20 protein-coding genes and 1 pseudogene are annotated in these 15,601 nt (G+C 46.9%); 18 read left to right on the top strand and 3 right to left on the bottom strand.

Annotation, left to right across the window (positions count from 1 at the left end; translation table 11 throughout):
* The first annotated feature begins 32 nt into the window (after positions 1–32).
* The 3 genes from Q0K92_RS00705 to Q0K92_RS00695 are packed head-to-tail and all read left to right on the top strand — an operon-like array spanning position 33 to position 2,314.
* On the top strand, positions 33–1,256 hold the full coding sequence (locus tag Q0K92_RS00705) for an ABC transporter permease (protein WP_297323878.1): 1,224 nt from the start codon (positions 33–35) through the stop codon (positions 1,254–1,256).
* Between the two features lie 58 nt (positions 1,257–1,314).
* A complete protein-coding gene (locus Q0K92_RS00700; RefSeq protein WP_297323877.1) occupies positions 1,315–1,932 on the top strand; it encodes an exopolysaccharide biosynthesis protein in 618 nt (205 codons plus the stop codon).
* 13 nt (positions 1,933–1,945) lie between these two features.
* Positions 1,946–2,314, top strand: a complete 369-nt coding sequence (locus Q0K92_RS00695; protein ID WP_297323876.1) for a DUF393 domain-containing protein — start codon at positions 1,946–1,948, stop codon at positions 2,312–2,314.
* 39 nt (positions 2,315–2,353) lie between these two features.
* Here the strand turns inward: Q0K92_RS00695 and pyrC are convergent, their stop codons facing one another.
* Together pyrC and rsmI are read right to left on the bottom strand one after the other, a co-directional pair.
* Complete coding sequence (pyrC, locus tag Q0K92_RS00690; RefSeq protein WP_297323875.1) at positions 2,354–3,391, bottom strand: dihydroorotase; 1,038 nt, start codon at positions 3,389–3,391, stop codon at positions 2,354–2,356.
* A 50-nt stretch (positions 3,392–3,441) separates the two neighbouring features.
* Entirely contained in the window at positions 3,442–4,290 is an 849-nt protein-coding gene (gene rsmI, locus Q0K92_RS00685; RefSeq protein WP_297323874.1) for a 16S rRNA (cytidine(1402)-2'-O)-methyltransferase, read from the bottom strand.
* 10 nt (positions 4,291–4,300) lie between these two features.
* Here rsmI and Q0K92_RS00680 point away from each other — a divergent pair, with 10 nt between their 5' ends.
* Together Q0K92_RS00680 and Q0K92_RS00675 are read left to right on the top strand one after the other, a co-directional pair.
* A complete protein-coding gene (locus Q0K92_RS00680; RefSeq protein WP_297323873.1) occupies positions 4,301–5,416 on the top strand; it encodes a penicillin-binding protein activator in 1,116 nt (371 codons plus the stop codon).
* Positions 5,403–5,741 carry a YraN family protein gene (locus Q0K92_RS00675; RefSeq protein WP_297323872.1) on the top strand — a complete coding sequence of 113 codons (339 nt, stop codon included), beginning with the start codon at positions 5,403–5,405 and terminating at the stop codon, positions 5,739–5,741. Before Q0K92_RS00680 ends, Q0K92_RS00675 begins: the two co-directional genes overlap by 14 nt.
* A 23-nt stretch (positions 5,742–5,764) precedes the next feature.
* Here the strand turns inward: Q0K92_RS00675 and Q0K92_RS00670 are convergent, their stop codons facing one another.
* Positions 5,765–6,505 carry a pteridine reductase gene (locus Q0K92_RS00670; protein WP_297323871.1) on the bottom strand — a complete coding sequence of 247 codons (741 nt, stop codon included), beginning with the start codon at positions 6,503–6,505 and terminating at the stop codon, positions 5,765–5,767.
* 88 nt (positions 6,506–6,593) lie between these two features.
* On the opposite strand from Q0K92_RS00670, the gene Q0K92_RS00665 reads away from it, so the two are divergent.
* From Q0K92_RS00665 to Q0K92_RS00605, 13 genes and pseudogenes are all read left to right on the top strand, one after another.
* Positions 6,594–7,781, top strand: coding sequence for an SAM-dependent methyltransferase (locus tag Q0K92_RS00665; protein WP_297323870.1), 1,188 nt, complete (start codon positions 6,594–6,596; stop codon positions 7,779–7,781).
* A gap of 65 nt (positions 7,782–7,846) precedes the next feature.
* Positions 7,847–8,932: a histidinol-phosphate transaminase gene (hisC, locus tag Q0K92_RS00660; RefSeq protein WP_297323869.1), complete on the top strand. Its 1,086-nt coding sequence runs from the start codon at positions 7,847–7,849 to the stop codon at positions 8,930–8,932.
* A gap of 41 nt (positions 8,933–8,973) precedes the next feature.
* Positions 8,974–9,561, top strand: a complete 588-nt coding sequence (gene hisB, locus Q0K92_RS00655) for an imidazoleglycerol-phosphate dehydratase HisB (RefSeq protein ID WP_297323868.1) — start codon at positions 8,974–8,976, stop codon at positions 9,559–9,561.
* 26 nt (positions 9,562–9,587) lie between these two features.
* Complete coding sequence (gene hisH, locus Q0K92_RS00650; RefSeq protein ID WP_297323867.1) at positions 9,588–10,232, top strand: imidazole glycerol phosphate synthase subunit HisH; 645 nt, start codon at positions 9,588–9,590, stop codon at positions 10,230–10,232.
* A gap of 54 nt (positions 10,233–10,286) precedes the next feature.
* Positions 10,287–11,042 (top strand): 1-(5-phosphoribosyl)-5-[(5-phosphoribosylamino)methylideneamino]imidazole-4-carboxamide isomerase, encoded by a 756-nt coding sequence (gene hisA, locus Q0K92_RS00645; RefSeq protein WP_297323866.1) that lies wholly within the window; start codon positions 10,287–10,289, stop codon positions 11,040–11,042.
* Positions 11,043–11,113: 71 nt separating this feature from the next.
* Complete coding sequence (hisF, locus tag Q0K92_RS00640; protein ID WP_297323865.1) at positions 11,114–11,887, top strand: imidazole glycerol phosphate synthase subunit HisF; 774 nt, start codon at positions 11,114–11,116, stop codon at positions 11,885–11,887.
* A 56-nt stretch (positions 11,888–11,943) separates the two neighbouring features.
* A complete protein-coding gene (gene hisI, locus Q0K92_RS00635; RefSeq protein ID WP_297323864.1) occupies positions 11,944–12,336 on the top strand; it encodes a phosphoribosyl-AMP cyclohydrolase in 393 nt (130 codons plus the stop codon).
* A complete protein-coding gene (locus tag Q0K92_RS00630) occupies positions 12,333–12,659 on the top strand; it encodes a phosphoribosyl-ATP diphosphatase (protein ID WP_297323863.1) in 327 nt (108 codons plus the stop codon). Before hisI ends, Q0K92_RS00630 begins: the two co-directional genes overlap by 4 nt.
* A gap of 3 nt (positions 12,660–12,662) precedes the next feature.
* Positions 12,663–13,013, top strand: coding sequence for a histidine triad nucleotide-binding protein (locus Q0K92_RS00625; protein ID WP_297323862.1), 351 nt, complete (start codon positions 12,663–12,665; stop codon positions 13,011–13,013).
* Positions 13,014–13,047: 34 nt separating this feature from the next.
* Positions 13,048–13,260: pseudogene (gene tatA / locus Q0K92_RS00620) on the top strand (Sec-independent protein translocase subunit TatA); the annotation flags it as partial.
* Positions 13,261–13,517: 257 nt separating this feature from the next.
* Positions 13,518–13,910 (top strand): Sec-independent protein translocase protein TatB, encoded by a 393-nt coding sequence (tatB, locus tag Q0K92_RS00615; RefSeq protein ID WP_297323861.1) that lies wholly within the window; start codon positions 13,518–13,520, stop codon positions 13,908–13,910.
* A 75-nt stretch (positions 13,911–13,985) separates the two neighbouring features.
* Positions 13,986–14,780 (top strand): twin-arginine translocase subunit TatC, encoded by a 795-nt coding sequence (tatC, locus tag Q0K92_RS00610; RefSeq protein WP_297323860.1) that lies wholly within the window; start codon positions 13,986–13,988, stop codon positions 14,778–14,780.
* 121 nt (positions 14,781–14,901) lie between these two features.
* On the top strand, positions 14,902–15,540 hold the full coding sequence (locus Q0K92_RS00605) for a hypothetical protein (protein ID WP_297323859.1): 639 nt from the start codon (positions 14,902–14,904) through the stop codon (positions 15,538–15,540).
* The last annotated feature ends 61 nt before the right edge of the window (positions 15,541–15,601 follow it).

Here is a 15,601-nt window from a genome sequence, read left to right as displayed (position 1 = left end):
TATTCTGTTCATGACCCGCTCCTGTTGACGCCATGAACTTGTTTGCCATTATCGGTGAAGCATTGCGCGCCCTGCGCCAAAATCGGCTACGCAGCGGATTAACCATGCTGGGCATGATCATTGGCGTAGCCGCTGTGGTGCTCATGTTATCGATTGGTCAAGGCGCGCGAACCAAAATCAATGAAACCATCGCAGCCATGGGTAGCAATCTATTTATCGTAGTCCCGGGCGCCACTTCTTCCGGTGGATTCAGTTTCGGCAGTGGCAGCGTCAGAACCTTGACCATCAATGATGCCTATGCCATTGCAGAATTATCGTCCATCAGCGCCACTGCACCGATTACTAGCGGAACCGTACAGCTCAATTACGCCGCCAAGAATTGGAGCACCATCATCACAGGCACCACACCGAATTATTTTGCAGTCGGTAACTGGAAAATCGAATCGGGCACGGTTTTTACAGAATCCGATCTGCGCTCGGCTGCCCGCCTGGCTGTTTTAGGTTCTGTCACAGCGAAAAATCTGTTCGGTGATGAAGATCCGGTTGGAAAAACCATCCGCATTACCAATCGCCCTTTTATGGTGGCCGGTGTACTGATGGCCAAAGGCCAGAGTTTGACGGGGCGTGATCAGGATGACGCGGTTTTCATACCGATCACAACCAGCGAACGGCAGATTACCGGTAATCAGTTTCCCGGTTCCATCCGATATATGCTGGTACAAGGGAAATCAGCGGATGATATGGATATCGCTGAAATAGAAATCACCCAATTACTACGCCAGCGTCACCGTATCGCAAAAGGCAAGGAAAATGATTTTACGGTGCGCAATCTAACGGCTATTGCGGATGTTGCAACCGATGCGGCAAAAATCATGTCAATTGTATTAGGCGCGATTGCCTCAGTTTCTTTATTGGTGGGCGGAATTGGCATCATGAACATCATGTTGGTTTCTGTCACTGAACGCACGCGTGAAATTGGCATCCGTATGGCCATTGGCGCCAATCAGCGTGCAATTTTGACGCAATTCCTGCTGGAAGCAATGATGATCTGCATCATGGGTGGGTTGATCGGTTTATTATTGGGTATTGGCGGTGCCTGGCTAGTCAGTCAATTCGCTGACATGCTGATTGTCATTACGCTGGGCATGATTGGCTTGGCTTTTTTGTTTTCTTCAGCGGTTGGCATATTCTTTGGCTTTTATCCCGCCAAGAAGGCCGCTTCGCTGAAACCGGTTGATGCATTACGATATGAATAGTCTGTCTACTTGGATTTTATGTATTGAGTCATATTCACGGTAGAAAAAGGAGTAACTCATGACAATCAAAGAGAAAGAACGCCCCACTTCCGATTTTCTGGCCATTGTCGTGGTAGAAAATAAAAAAGAGGCCATGTCGGTCGGTGAAATCAAGAATGCGCTGCATGAACGTGGCTTCGGCATCTTAATGGCGATTGCCGCGCTGCCGATTTGTCTGCCGGTACCTGTTCCGCCAGGCTATACCACACTGTTTTCTATCCCCTTATTCATTTTCTCGATACAAATGGTTCTCGGCATGCGGGCACCGTGGCTGCCCGCCTGGATTGAAAAAAAATGTATTCAACGCGCCCATCTGGAGAAAATAGTAGCCAAGGCAAATCCTTGGCTCAAGAAGCTTGAAAATCGCATGCAACCGCGCATGACTTATATCAGTGTGCATACGTGGGAAAGAATCATCGGTATTTTTTCCTTTGTTTTTGCGCTTTCCATATCGCTGCCGCTGCCTTTGACCAATTTTCCGCCAGGCTGCGGGATATTGATCATGTCGCTGGGGCTTCTCAACAGAGATGGCGTCACGATACTGATCGGCATGATGATTGGAACCATCGGGATAGGTATCACAATGATTGTTCTGATCATGTTGTGGATGGGAATGTCGATGCCGTCGTTTTATTAAGCCCGGATCGTCAATGCCCACTAAAGTCTATTACAACAGCGCTTGCCCGGTTTGCAATGCGGGAATCAAAGATCAGCGCCAGCGTATGGAGAAATGCGGCGTTAATGATATTGAATGGGTGGATGTGCACAGCAACCCGGCAGCGGCTGCAGAAGTAAACAATTCGCTCGAGCAGGTTCGCGAACGCTTACACGTCAAAAATGACAGCAGCGAACTCAATGTCGGTATCGATGCATTCATTGCGCTTTGGCAACGAACACCCGGTCAGCGCTGGTTGGCACAGCTATTTCAACTGCCGATTATCAGGCCGCTTGCACGTATCGCTTATAACGGATTTGCACGCCTGCTCTATCTTTGGAATCGGGCATTGAAGCACTGGTAAATTCACTTACTTGCACTGATTCAAGCGTATTTCCCGACGTCACGCCAACTTCCAAGTCAAACGGGTATTCGCATAAAGTGGTATCAGCTTTTCTCGCGCAAACTCGAAGTGTTCCGGCACAACCCAATGATCTTTTTTCAGCGTAATAACATCTTTATTGCGCGGCAGTTGATAGAAATCCGCACCATGAAAACTGGCGAAAGCTTCCAGCTTTTCCAGCGCACCGGCCTGTTCAAATGCTGTCGCATATAATTCAATCGCTGCATGCGCGGTAAAAATCCCTGCGCAACCACAGGCATTTTCTTTATTGGCTTGCGAATGCGGTGCGCTGTCGGTACCCAGAAAAAATTTGGGGTCGCCACTGGTCGCCGCTGTCAGCAAAGCCTGCCGGTGTATTTCACGCTTCAATACCGGCAGACAAAAATAATGTGGCCGGATGCCGCCTTGAAAGATTGCATTACGATTCAGCAGCAGGTGATGCGCCGTAATCGTGGCTGCTACATGATGGGATGCTTGTTTGACAAACGCCACCGCATCACGGGTAGTGACATGTTCAAATACGATGCGTAAATTTGGGAAACGCTGCGTCAGTGGCGCAAGTATCCGGTCGATGAAAACTTTCTCTTTATCAAATACATCCACATCAGGATCCGTCACTTCACCATGTACCAACAATGGCAGATTAATTTGTTCCATGGCTTCCAAGGTGGCATAACATCGAGTGATATCGGTCACCCCGGCATCTGAGTTGGTCGTCGCACCCGCCGGATATAATTTCACACCGTGCACCACCCCGCTCGCTTTAGCCCGGATGATTTCCGCGGGGGGCGTATTATCCGTCAGATAGAGCGTCATCAATGGCTCAAAGCCGGATTGCAGCGTTGCCGGCAAAGCCGCCAGTATGCGTGCGCAATACGCCAGCGCCATATCAGTTGTCACTACCGGCGGTTTAAGGTTCGGCATGATGATGGCACGCGCAAATTGCTTAGCGCTATGCGGCAACACGGCATGCAGCTGCGCGCCATCGCGCACATGCAGGTGCCAGTCGTCAGGGCGGGTGATGGTTATACTGTCCACGATTAACCCGGAATATGTTGAAATGGCGGCATTATATCTCAGTCAGCATGCTATTTCGGTTGTTTCAATGCCAGCGCAAGTTGGTACAGCGCATTCTTATTTTCACCGGTAATTTCCGTGGTCAGTTTAACTGCCTGCTTTAATGGCAATTCGGCCAGCAGACATTGCAATGTATGTCGGGCCTGCTCACCGATCTCGGCTTTATCCAGGATTTCTGCGCCCGACAACATCAAAACAAATTCACCTTTCTGCTGATTGGCATCTGCCTGTAGCCAGGCATATACCGCTTCCAATGTCCCGTTATGAATGGTCTCGAATAATTTGGTCAATTCCCGGGCAATGGTCATTTGGCGTTGTGGGCCAAAAATATCCACCATATCAGCCACACATTCCAGAATCCGATGCGGCGCTTCGTAAAATATCAACGTACATGGTTGCGATTTTAACGTTGTTAATTCACGTTTGCGCAACCCGGTTCTGTTAGGGAGAAAACCATAAAATAGAAAATGCGGATGCACGATTCCGGCCGCTGACATCGCACAAATAGCTGCGTTGGCGCCAGGAATCGGAATGACGGAAAAGCCTTGTTCCCGCACGCGCTTAACCAGAATCGCACCGGGATCAGAAATACCGGGAGTACCCGCATCCGTCACCAGTGCGACGCTTTTTCCAGCATCCAATAGTGCTAATATTTTGTCCGCGACGGCCGTTTCATTGTGCTGATGCAAGCTGATCAATTTTGCTGTGATGGCATGCATCGCCAACAAATGTTTGGAATTCTGTACATGTTCAGCTGCAACCACATCAACTTTTGCCAATATGTCTAATGCACGCAAGCTAATATCGTTTAAATTTCCTATTGGTGTAGCAACCACATATAATGCGTTTTTTTCCAGCATAATCCTCACTATGCAACGTTTTTTTATAATTGCTCTGGCAGTCATTTCGCTATCTGTCAGCCCAGTGGCAATGGCCACTGATCCAATAGTGCGTTTGCAGTGGGAGAATGTGTCAGAACCCCAACTGGTGCATCATATTGCACTACTTTTACCGCTAGAATCACCCTCATTTGGAGAAGCCGCCAATATCGTCAAAGAAGGGTTTGTTACTGCTACCATGCGCGAACAACCCTTGCCATTCGTCATCCGATTATATGCCACGACAGACGATCCACTGGATATTTTCATTACCTATCAGCAGGCAGTGGCTGCCGGCGCTGTATTCGTCGTCGGACCGCTCACCCGGGATGGTGTTTCGGCCATGGCATCCAGTAAAATTCTGGAGGTACCTACACTGGCATTAAATACCGTTGATAATTCAGTGACTTTACCGTCCAAGCTGTATTTGTTTGGCTTGCAAATGGAAACGGAAGCCAGTCAAATCGCAAAATTGGCCCTAACTAGTGGTAAAAATCGTGCCATTATCATTAGCGATGATGGCGCGTTATCCAAACGCTTACAGGCTGCTTTTACGGAACACTGGCAAAGTGAAAGTGGAAAGACCGTTGAATTATTGCGCTATATGGAAGATCCAGCCAAACTCCAACAGCTTCGTAGCCTGACAACCGGCCAGGATCACTTGATTTTCCTTGCCTTGGATGCCGCAAAATCACGCACACTACGCGCATATCTTGATCCCGATGTTCCCGTGTATGCCACCTCGCAAGTTTTCACAGGTGACGATAACTTTCTGCTGAACAATGATCTGAATGGCATTCAGTTTGTCGATATGCCATGGTTATTACAACCCGATCATCCTGCTGTCATGGCTTATCGCCACACCGACAAAACCCGCAGTACCGACATGAAACGCCTCTATGCTTTGGGCATCGATGCTTTTCGTTTGATGACCCATCTGTTGCAACCTCAGTCTGTCTATGACATCGCTTTTGACGGTGTGACCGGCTACATCCGTTTTGTACCGCCCAATCAATTTATCCGTGAACCTGTCGCTGCCCAGTTCGAACAAGGTAAAGCGCAACTCATCAACCTACAGCAAAATAACACCTCCCATGAAGGGCAGTGATGCCGAGCAAATAGCCGTATCATACCTGCAAAGCCAGCGCCTGATTCTAGTGACAAAAAACTACCGTTGCCGCTTTGGAGAAATTGATCTGATCATGCGTGACGGAGCCACGCTGGTATTCGTTGAAGTGCGCATGCGCGCAAATGAATTTTTTGGCGGTGCCGCCGCCAGTATCACGTCAGCCAAACAGGCTAAACTATTGCACACCGCGCGGCATTATCTATCCGAACTCAACAGCGAACCGCCCTGCCGTTTTGATGCGTTACTGCTGACAGGCGCAGATGGTAAGAAAATTGAATGGATCAAAAATGCATTTGGTGAATAATGAATCAGGATACCGACACATAATCATAGATGGATACTGCGTCCGCCATCCACCGCAATGATCTGTCCGGTGATATAAGGCGCATCGGCAATCAGAAACTGCACGGTTTTAGCGATATCATCCGGTTCGCCGCAACGTTTGAGCAAGGTACTGGCAATAATCTGCTGGCGCGCCGCTTCATCAGCCCATTCCCCATCTTCCGGCCATAAAATAGGCCCCGGCGAAACGCCATTGACACGCACTTCCGGCGCCATTTCCACGGCCAGCGACTTGGTCAGCGATAATAATCCGCCTTTGGCGGCATTGTAGATGACGTAATTTTTTAAGGGTCGTTCGGTATGAATATCGACAATGTTAATAATGCAACCACGTTGATGTTTCAGATAAGGTGCTGCTGCCTGGGATAAAAACAGCGGCGCCTGCAAATTACTGCCAGCCAGATCAGCCCAGTCTTCCAGCGTACATTGATCAAGTGGCGTTGGAAAAAAGCTGGAAGCATTATTGATCAATACATCCAGTTGTCCAAAACGTTTCGCTGCTTTCTCGACCAAATCAGACAGCAATTCCGTATCTAACAAATCCGCTTGCACCAATGCCACTGAATCAGGACGTTTTTGATTCAGTTCATTTTGCAAAGCACTCGCTTCATCCAATGAAGAACGATAATGCACGATCATATTTGCGCCTTGCGCGTGCAACCTGCGACAAATGGCAGCCCCCACTCGCTTTGCCCCGCCAGTAATCAAGATCACTTTCCCCTGCACATACACCTCCTTCAAAACACTGAGTGCTGCTACACTACGGCCTGACTGACAGCAGCCATTTGCAATTTACCATAAACATTCTTATTTTATGTCTTTACCTGTATCCCTACCACCCGCCAGTGAATCTGCGCTGGCACATAGTCATTCCCTACAAACACTGATCCGGGATCGGATTCACGCTGCAGGCGGTTGGATTGCATTCGAGCAGTTCATGAATTTGGCGTTGTATGCGCCAGGAATGGGGTATTACACCAGCGGAGCAACCAAATTGGGCAGTGCAGGCGATTTTGTCACCGCACCGGAAATTTCTCCGTTATTTGCCCGCACGCTGGCACAACAAGTGCTACAGATTTCCCGGCAAATTAACCGAGCGGATATTCTTGAATTTGGCGCCGGATCGGGCAAACTGGCATTAGACCTGCTGCTTGAACTGGAAAAATCAGATGCTTTGCCGAATAAATATTTCATTCTTGAAGTCAGCGCCGAACTACGCCAGCGGCAACACATGCTGTTTGCCAGCAAGGCGCCGCATCTTATATATTTGCTGGAATGGCTAGAGCAATTGCCTAGCCAATTTGATGGCGTCATTCTTGCCAATGAAGTACTCGATGCCATGCCGGTCCATATCGTGACATGGCATAACAATGCGCTGTTTGAGCGCGGCGTCATTTGGCAGAACGACCAATTCGCGTGGCAAGATCGCCCCGTCCACAATGCAGCGCTGCATGATAGCGCCAGCCAATTAATACCGCTGATAAATCCCAATAACGACTTGATTCACCCCTATGTCAGTGAAATCAATCTCGCTGCCACTTACTTCATGCGCAGTCTGGCAAGCATCTTGCGTCAAGGGATTATTTTATTGATCGATTACGGCTTTGGCCGCAGCGAATATTATCACCCGCAGCGCAATCAAGGTACGCTGATGTGCCATTACCGCCATTATGCGCATCATGATCCATTCTACTTGCCTGGCCTGCAGGATATCACCAGTCACGTTGATTTCAGTGCAATGACTCAAACTGCGCAAGATGCCGGATTGCTGTTGGCGGGTTACACTACACAGGCGCATTTCTTGATTAATTGCGGCGTCACTGAAATTCTGGCACAAACATCTGTAGATGACACGAATAACTACCTAATACAAGCCAATCAATTGCAAAAACTGGTCAGCCCGGCTGAAATGGGCGAATTATTTAAAGTAATCACCTTTGGAAAGAATTTTTCGGAATCATTGATCGGATTCAGGAGCGGGGATATAAGCCGCTTACTGTAAATAATTCAATAAAATTGAATCACCGCTCTCAACTTTAAGCCTGTGTTGGGTTAAAATAAACAAGTATGTCTAATTTTCATAATCCAGATCAAATTATCCGCCCGGAAATTCTCGCGCTCTCGGCTTATCATGTACCACCCGCTACGGGTATGATCAAGCTGGATGCCATGGAAAATCCATATCCGCTGCCACCCGTTTTGCGTGATGAAATTGCGCAATTGACGATGCATGCGCCCGTCAATCGGTATCCTGATGCCAGTGCCATTTCACTCAAGGCAACATTGCGTCAGGCGCTGGCTATTTCTGACGATATGGATATTCTGCTTGGCAATGGATCGGATGAGATTATTCAAATCATTGCTATGGCGATTGCCAAACCGAATGCAGTACTGATGAGCGTTGAGCCCGCATTTGTCATGTTCCGGATGATTGCCACATTCGCAAATATCCAATATGTCGGCGTACCGTTAAAAAAAGACTTCACGCTCGATCCGGAAGCCATGTTAGCTGCCATTGTGAAACACAAACCAGCCGTTATTTTCTTGGCTTATCCCAATAATCCGACGGGAAATTTATTTAATGCCGATGCCATTGTGCGCATCATTCAGGCGGCTTCCGGTATAGTCGTTATCGATGAAGCCTATCATGCTTTTGCTGATGCCAGTTTAATGGATAGACTAACGCAATACCCCAATCTGTTATTAATGCGCACACTATCCAAATTAGGATTAGCGGGCTTACGATTGGGTTTATTGGTGGGTCGGCGCGAATGGTTAGTGCAGTTTGAAAAGATGCGTTTACCTTATAATGTTGGCATAATGACGCAATTAATCGCAGAAAAGGTATTGCATCATACGCATGTGTTATTGGAACAAGCAGAAGCTATCAAATCAGAACGTACCAAAATGAGTGCATATCTTGGTACAATCAGCGGCATAGAAGTGTTTCCTTCAGATGCCAATTTTATTCTGTTTCGCATCCATGCGGCCAGCCAAATCTTTCAGGCACTTAAGCAACGGAAAATACTCATAAAAAATCTTGATGGTACGCACCCATTATTAGACAATTGTCTACGTGTAACAGTAGGTACACCGGATGAAAACGCACAGTTTTGCGCAACATTGCACGCCATACTTAGTGAAACAGTTTAAAACTCACTCGAAATCCCCGTATTAATCAAAAACTTTATTCTATGCGCCAAGCACAGGTAACAAGAAATACGCTGGAAACTCAAATCAGCATCAATCTGAATTTAGATGGAACAGGCAAGTCTGCCTTAAATTCAGGGGTTCCTTTTCTGGATCATATGCTCGATCAGATTGCCCGCCATGGCATGATTGATCTTGGCATTACTGCCAAGGGCGATTTGCATATTGACGCACACCACACCGTTGAAGATATCGGCATCACACTGGGGCAAGCTTTTACTCAGGCAGTGGGCGATAAGAAAGGATTACGCCGCTATGGTCATGCCTATGTGCCCCTTGATGAAGCGTTGTCACGCGTCGTCATCGATTTATCCGGGCGCCCGGGCCTGGTATTCAATGTCGACTTTATACGAGCACGCATTGGTGATTTTGATGTCGATCTTATCCATGAATTTTTCCAGGGATTTATCAATCACGCCCTGGTAACCCTGCATATTGACAACCTATCGGGAAAAAATGCACACCATCAGGCTGAAACCATATTCAAAGCATTTGGGCGGGCATTGCGTGTGGCGATTGAACATGATCCTGGCGCAGTCGGTATTATTCCATCCACCAAAGGCACTTTATAAGTAACCTTGTTCATAAACATCATCGTATGACTGATATCGCAATTGTTGATTATGGAATGGGAAATTTGCGTTCCGTACATAAAGCGCTTGAACATGTTGCACCGACCGTCTCGACTGCAGTTACCAGCGACCCGGATATCGTGCGAAAAGCGCAACGGGTCGTAGTACCCGGACAAGGTGCCATGCGTAATTGTATGCATGAGCTTGAGACCCGCGGATTACGTGAAGCCGTCATGGAGGCGGCTGCGAACAAACCATTTCTTGGCATCTGTCTCGGTCTGCAAATGTTGTTCGAAGAAAGTGAAGAAGGAAATGTCAAAGGTTTAAACATTCTGCCTGGCAAGGTTGTACACTTCCCTGCTGCAGCCATGAAAACAGCGGATGGACATAAACTTAAAGTACCCCATATGGGCTGGAATCAAGTTTATCAAGCTATTAAGCACCCTTTATGGGAAGGTATTGCAGCCGATGCACGTTTTTATTTTGTGCATAGCTATTATGTTGAGACAACTGACGCCGTATCCATTGCTGCACATAGCAATTATCCTTTTCCATTTACTTGTGCCGTTGCAAAGGATAATATTTTCGCAGTACAGTTTCATCCCGAGAAAAGCCAATTAGCAGGATTGACACTATTGAGTAATTTTGCCAAATGGACACCACATTTCTAACGCCAAGAAGTAATAAACCAACTCTATTAATCAACTATTAATTCTGATTGAGCCATGCTGATTATTCCTGCAATAGATCTTAAAGATGGACATTGTGTTCGACTCAAACAAGGCGTTATGGAAGATGCCACGGTATTTTCCAAAGCGCCTGCTGAGATGGCGGCACATTGGTTAAGTCAAGGCGCACGTAGACTTCATCTTGTCGATTTAAACGGTGCATTTGCCGGCAAACCAAGAAATGAAGCGGCGATACGTGATATTGTATCGGCCATTGATGATCAAATTCCAATTCAATTAGGTGGGGGCATTCGCGATCTCGATACCATCGAGCGTTATCTGGATGATGGCATAACCTACATCATTATTGGTACCGCAGCCATTAAAATACCTGGTTTCTTGCAAGATGCCTGTAATGCTTTTCCAGGTCAGATCATGGTTGGATTGGATGCGAGAGATGGCAAGGTAGCCGTTGATGGCTGGTCAAAAATCACCGGACATGACGTCGTTGATCTCGCCAGAAAATTTGAAGGCTACGGCGTAGAAGCCATTATCTACACGGATATTGGCAGGGATGGCATGCTCAATGGCGTCAACATCAAGGCGACCGTTGAATTGGCCAGAGAACTCACGATACCGGTCATCGCCAGCGGCGGCATCACCAATATTGATGATGTTCATAAACTGTGTGAAATTGAATCGGAAGGTATCATGGGCGCCATCACCGGACGCGCGATCTATGAAGGTTCTCTGGATTTTAAAGAGGCTCAGATATTGGCCGACAAACTCAGCAAAGAGAGCGGTCTCTCATAATACAGACGCTACGACTGCAAACTCACAATTCATTATCTTTCCTTTATTTTCACAATCGGCTTTAAAATCTGATGAGCCTCGCTAAACGAATCATTCCATGTTTGGACGTCACCAATGGACGTGTTGTTAAAGGCGTTAATTTTGTTGAGCTGCGTGACGCCGGCGATCCGGTGGAAATTTCTCGCCGTTATGATGAGCAAGGCGCGGATGAACTCACTTTCCTGGACATCACAGCCAGTTCTGATAATCGCGATCTCATTCTGCATATCATTGAAGATGTCGCTGCCCAGGTATTTATTCCCTTGACCGTAGGGGGTGGTGTGCGTCAAGTCGACGATGTTCGTCGCTTACTCAATGCCGGTGCTGACAAAGTCAGTATCAACACATCCGCAGTTCTGAATCCGCAACTGGTAGCCGATGCATCGGATCACTATGGTTCTCAATGCATTGTGGTGGCAATTGACACAAAACAGGTGAATTCACCCGATGGCCTACCGCGCTGGGAAGTTTTTACGCATGGTGGACGTAAAGCCACGGGTATTGATGCGATCGAATGGGCAAAAAAAATGCAAGCCTTAGGAGCTGGTGAAATTTTACTCACCAGTATGGACAGGGACGGTACGCGTAATGGTTTTGATATCGCCTTGACACGCGCAGTTTCCGATGCAATTGACATACCGGTTATCGCCAGTGGTGGTGTTGGCAATCTGGATCATCTGGTTGACGGCATCCTACAGGGATACGCGGATGCAGTATTAGCAGCCAGCATCTTTCACTATGGTGAATTTACCGTGCAACAAGCTAAACAGTATATGGCGCAACATGGTATTGAAGTGCGATTATAATGTTAAAATTGTTGGCAAAATTTATCACTTAAACGTTATGAACGCATTACCTAATTATGCCTCCTGATACTTGGCTTAACAAAATCAATTGGTCTGAAGATGGCTTGATACCGGTAATCGCTCAAGAAGCTGATAGTGGCAAAATCCTCATGTTTGCTTGGATGAATCGCGAAGCACTCAAGTTAACTGTGGAAAAACGTGAGGCGGTATACTGGTCGCGCTCCCGCAAAAAATTGTGGCACAAAGGTGAAGAATCCGGTCATATCCAGAAAATAAAAGATATTTACCTTGACTGTGATGAAGATGTGTTACTCCTCATCGTAGAGCAGATAGGCGGTATTGCTTGCCATACCGGCAGACATAATTGTTTTTTTCAGAAACTGGAAGGCAATGAATGGATTGTTGCGGCTCCCGTAATCAAAGACCCGGAAGAAATTTATAATAAATGACCGATTTAAACATTCTCAGCCGCTTGGCAGAAACCATTGAAGCACGTAAACTGGCCGATGCGAATAGTTCGTACGTTGCCAAATTGTTTCATGGCGGACACGACAAGATACTCAAGAAAATTGCAGAAGAATCTGCTGAAACGTTGATGGCGTCTAAAGATGGCAATGTCGAGCAAGTCGTCTACGAAACTGCTGATTTATGGTTTCATTGCTTGGTATTATTGGCCTATCATGGATTGACGCCTGACGATGTATTACAAGAACTGGCAAGGCGTGAAGGTATCTCCGGGATAGAGGAAAAAGCATCGAGAACAACAGGCTAACCTATGGATAACTGTATATTTTGCAAAATAATCAGAAAAGAAATCCCCTGCAATAAAATTTATGAAGATGAAAACATTCTTGCTTTCAACGACATTAATCCCGCCGCACCTGTGCATTTCTTGCTGATTCCCAAGTTGCATATTGATTCACTCACCGATATTCAAGATAATCATCAGAGTTTATTGGGTAAAATGCTATTATTAGCGCCTAACCTAGCAAAAGAGCAAGGCTGTGAAGATGGTTTTCGCACGATTATCAATACCGGGCGTGTAGGTGGGCAGGAAGTACTTCATTTGCACTTCCATATCATCGGTGGCAGGGAACGCCTTCCTGCAATGATTCATCAAGGCTAGGCTAGTACTCTGTTCCATTTAACAGGAGAAAGTAATGGGTACATTCAGTATTTGGCATTGGATAATCGTATTAGTCATTGTCGTTTTAGTATTTGGCACCAAGAAATTACGTAATCTGGGAGGTGACCTGGGAAACGCCATTAAAGGCTTTAAGGATGGGATGAAAGAACCGGAAACTGAAAATACCACATCCCAATCAACCCGCATCAACGACCCGATCATCGAAGTTGAAGCAAGGAAGGAAACTTCGACAAGTGCCTTTAAAGAAAGCAATCGAGAAGAGCACCGCACTCCAGCAAGTTTCTCCACGCCGCCTACGCAAGCGAATAAAACAGCAACCGAAAACAACACAGTGCAATCGACCAGCGTAAATAGTCAAACCATCGACACTGAAGCCAAGGAAAAAACACAAACTAAGATTTAGATATTTCACAGATTCTCTAAAATTAAGATCCGACACATTCGAGCTTAATAAACGTTCCATTAACAAAGTTTAATCACGACATGTTCGATATCAGTTTCATGGAAATACTGGTCATTTCAATCGTTGCGTTGATCGTCATCGGACCGGAGCGATTGCCTACCGTGGCGCGGACATTGGGGCATTTATATGGGCGCTGCCGGGGCTTCGTTTATAGCGTTAAAACTGACATTCATAACGAAATGCGCATGGAGGAACTGAAAAAAATGCAATCCTCTGTACAAGATACCGTTCAGTCGGTTGAGGATTCAATACGGCAAGGCGTCAATCAGTTGGAAACCGCGGTCACTGATGCCAAAAATATTAACGATCCATCGACGAATCCATCCGCATCGCAAGCTGGCACAGAAGCCCGTCCATCTTCGGATCCCGCTGAGTCTCCGCACCACGAAACGTTTAATAAGGAAAAGAAATAACAGCAACTTCCTGGCTGCTATTATCTTAATGACGATTGACGTTTATTCCATATCATTATCGCTATACCGATCGCCATGCTTGAAGGCTCATTCCTATCACACTTGGTAGAACTGCGCACCAGAATAATTCGTGCGTTAGGTGGACTTATGCTCGGTTTTATCCCCTGTGCTTTTTACGCGCGTGAACTCTATACGCTGCTGGCACAACCACTTCTGGAAAAACTGCCGCAAGGTGGGCAAATGATCGCCACCGATGTTGCGACACCTTTTTTTGTACCGATGAAAGTGGCCATGATGATGGCGTTTGTCATTACATTACCGCACACTTTGTATCAAATATGGGCTTTTGTAGCACCCGGACTCTACTCTCATGAAAAGCGCTTAGCGCTACCACTAGTCTTTGGCAGCAGTTTCTTATTTTTCTGTGGCATGGCATTTGCCTACTTTGCGGCACTACCGCTGGTATTTGAGTTTATTACCTATTTTGCACCGGAAGGTGTTGCTGTCATGACCGACATCGGCAAGTATCTAAGCTTTGTCTTGTCCATGTTCATGGCTTTTGGTGTCACTTTTGAAGTGCCGGTATTTGTCATCGTTCTGGTCAGAACAGGCGTCATCACGATTGAGAAGCTCAAGGAAATACGTCCTTACGTCATTGTCGGCGCATTTGTCATTGCAGCCATTTTCACGCCCCCCGATGTCATCTCACAATTCATGCTGGCAGTACCTTTATGCCTTCTATATGAACTTGGCATACTCATCGCCACTTTTATGACCAAAGAACGCGACAAGGAAACTCAATCCGATCCGTCAACACACCTCGAGAAAGATTCCCTCGAACAAAAAGATACCCCAACAAAAACAGATTGATTGCTTTCGTACCGGCAACCAACAGAAGCGCATAGAAATCGCTATAATGAAACCAACCCGTTCCTTCCAAATCTAACTCAGGCAATTCATTGATGAATATCCATGTACGAGGAAATCAGCGATGCCCAATATCCATTCAGTTATTGATCCAGCAAAACCAGTGATCGTAGTCGCTATTATTTTCAGTATAATTGCCGCCCATAGCGCATTCGCGCAATCATCGGATACCACGCAAAGCTATCAACAGCCTTCAGAACCACACAATCTGACTACCCGGCCTTTACCGGAAAATCCATCTGATTTAAGCCGACAACCCAGAAAAATTCATCGTATCGGTACAGCTATTCCCGCTCCCCGCGACAGCATCAGTATAAAAAGCACGGATGCCGGCGCCATGCGCAGGCCGTTGCCTGCACCAGGGTGCCCCAACTGCGGTATTATCGATTTTGTCAATAAACTTGGGCAAGGCCCTGGTTTAAATGCCATAGCAGGCGGTGTCGTGGCCGGGACGGTCGCGCGAGAAGTTATTCGCCAAACGCCGCACGCGCAGGGCATTATTCATCCAAACACGATGGGCGGCATCGCCGGTGGTTATGGCGGCAATGTGGGTCACCCAGGCCACGCGGGTAATCCGTATCAAGTCGGCATCACCATGAGTGATGGTAGTCAGGCAATTATTGCGCTTCCCGATGCATCCAATCTTCAGCAAGGCGACAGAATTCAGTTAATTGATGGCGTGTTGGTGCTGGATCGTCAATAAACACAGAAATTCAGCGCTTAACCTGCCAGCCACGGCAAAGTATTTGCAGATATCGCACTGA

This window comes from Nitrosomonas sp. (assembly GCF_024282095.1).
Taxonomy (GTDB): domain Bacteria; phylum Pseudomonadota; class Gammaproteobacteria; order Burkholderiales; family Nitrosomonadaceae; genus Nitrosomonas.
This window is presented reverse-complemented; position numbering and strand designations above follow the sequence as displayed.

What these genes read in the sequence shown, in the direction of transcription:
- Q0K92_RS00630 (WP_297323863.1), top strand. Translation starts at nt 12,333, where the DNA reads ATGACCGATTTAAACATTCTCAGCCGCTTGGCAGAAACCATTGAAGCA.
- Q0K92_RS00695 (WP_297323876.1), top strand. Translation starts at nt 1,946, where the DNA reads ATGCCCACTAAAGTCTATTACAACAGCGCTTGCCCGGTTTGCAATGCG.
- tatC (WP_297323860.1), top strand. Translation starts at nt 13,986, where the DNA reads ATGCTTGAAGGCTCATTCCTATCACACTTGGTAGAACTGCGCACCAGA.
- rsmI (WP_297323874.1), bottom strand. Translation starts at nt 4,290, where the DNA reads ATGCTGGAAAAAAACGCATTATATGTGGTTGCTACACCAATAGGAAAT.
- Q0K92_RS00705 (WP_297323878.1), top strand. Translation starts at nt 33, where the DNA reads ATGAACTTGTTTGCCATTATCGGTGAAGCATTGCGCGCCCTGCGCCAA.
- Q0K92_RS00665 (WP_297323870.1), top strand. Translation starts at nt 6,594, where the DNA reads ATGTCTTTACCTGTATCCCTACCACCCGCCAGTGAATCTGCGCTGGCA.
- tatB (WP_297323861.1), top strand. Translation starts at nt 13,518, where the DNA reads ATGTTCGATATCAGTTTCATGGAAATACTGGTCATTTCAATCGTTGCG.
- Q0K92_RS00680 (WP_297323873.1), top strand. Translation starts at nt 4,301, where the DNA reads ATGCAACGTTTTTTTATAATTGCTCTGGCAGTCATTTCGCTATCTGTC.
- hisI (WP_297323864.1), top strand. Translation starts at nt 11,944, where the DNA reads ATGCCTCCTGATACTTGGCTTAACAAAATCAATTGGTCTGAAGATGGC.
- hisB (WP_297323868.1), top strand. Translation starts at nt 8,974, where the DNA reads ATGCGCCAAGCACAGGTAACAAGAAATACGCTGGAAACTCAAATCAGC.
- hisC (WP_297323869.1), top strand. Translation starts at nt 7,847, where the DNA reads ATGTCTAATTTTCATAATCCAGATCAAATTATCCGCCCGGAAATTCTC.
- Q0K92_RS00675 (WP_297323872.1), top strand. Translation starts at nt 5,403, where the DNA reads ATGAAGGGCAGTGATGCCGAGCAAATAGCCGTATCATACCTGCAAAGC.
- Q0K92_RS00625 (WP_297323862.1), top strand. Translation starts at nt 12,663, where the DNA reads ATGGATAACTGTATATTTTGCAAAATAATCAGAAAAGAAATCCCCTGC.
- Q0K92_RS00605 (WP_297323859.1), top strand. Translation starts at nt 14,902, where the DNA reads ATGCCCAATATCCATTCAGTTATTGATCCAGCAAAACCAGTGATCGTA.
- hisF (WP_297323865.1), top strand. Translation starts at nt 11,114, where the DNA reads ATGAGCCTCGCTAAACGAATCATTCCATGTTTGGACGTCACCAATGGA.
- Q0K92_RS00700 (WP_297323877.1), top strand. Translation starts at nt 1,315, where the DNA reads ATGACAATCAAAGAGAAAGAACGCCCCACTTCCGATTTTCTGGCCATT.
- hisH (WP_297323867.1), top strand. Translation starts at nt 9,588, where the DNA reads ATGACTGATATCGCAATTGTTGATTATGGAATGGGAAATTTGCGTTCC.
- hisA (WP_297323866.1), top strand. Translation starts at nt 10,287, where the DNA reads ATGCTGATTATTCCTGCAATAGATCTTAAAGATGGACATTGTGTTCGA.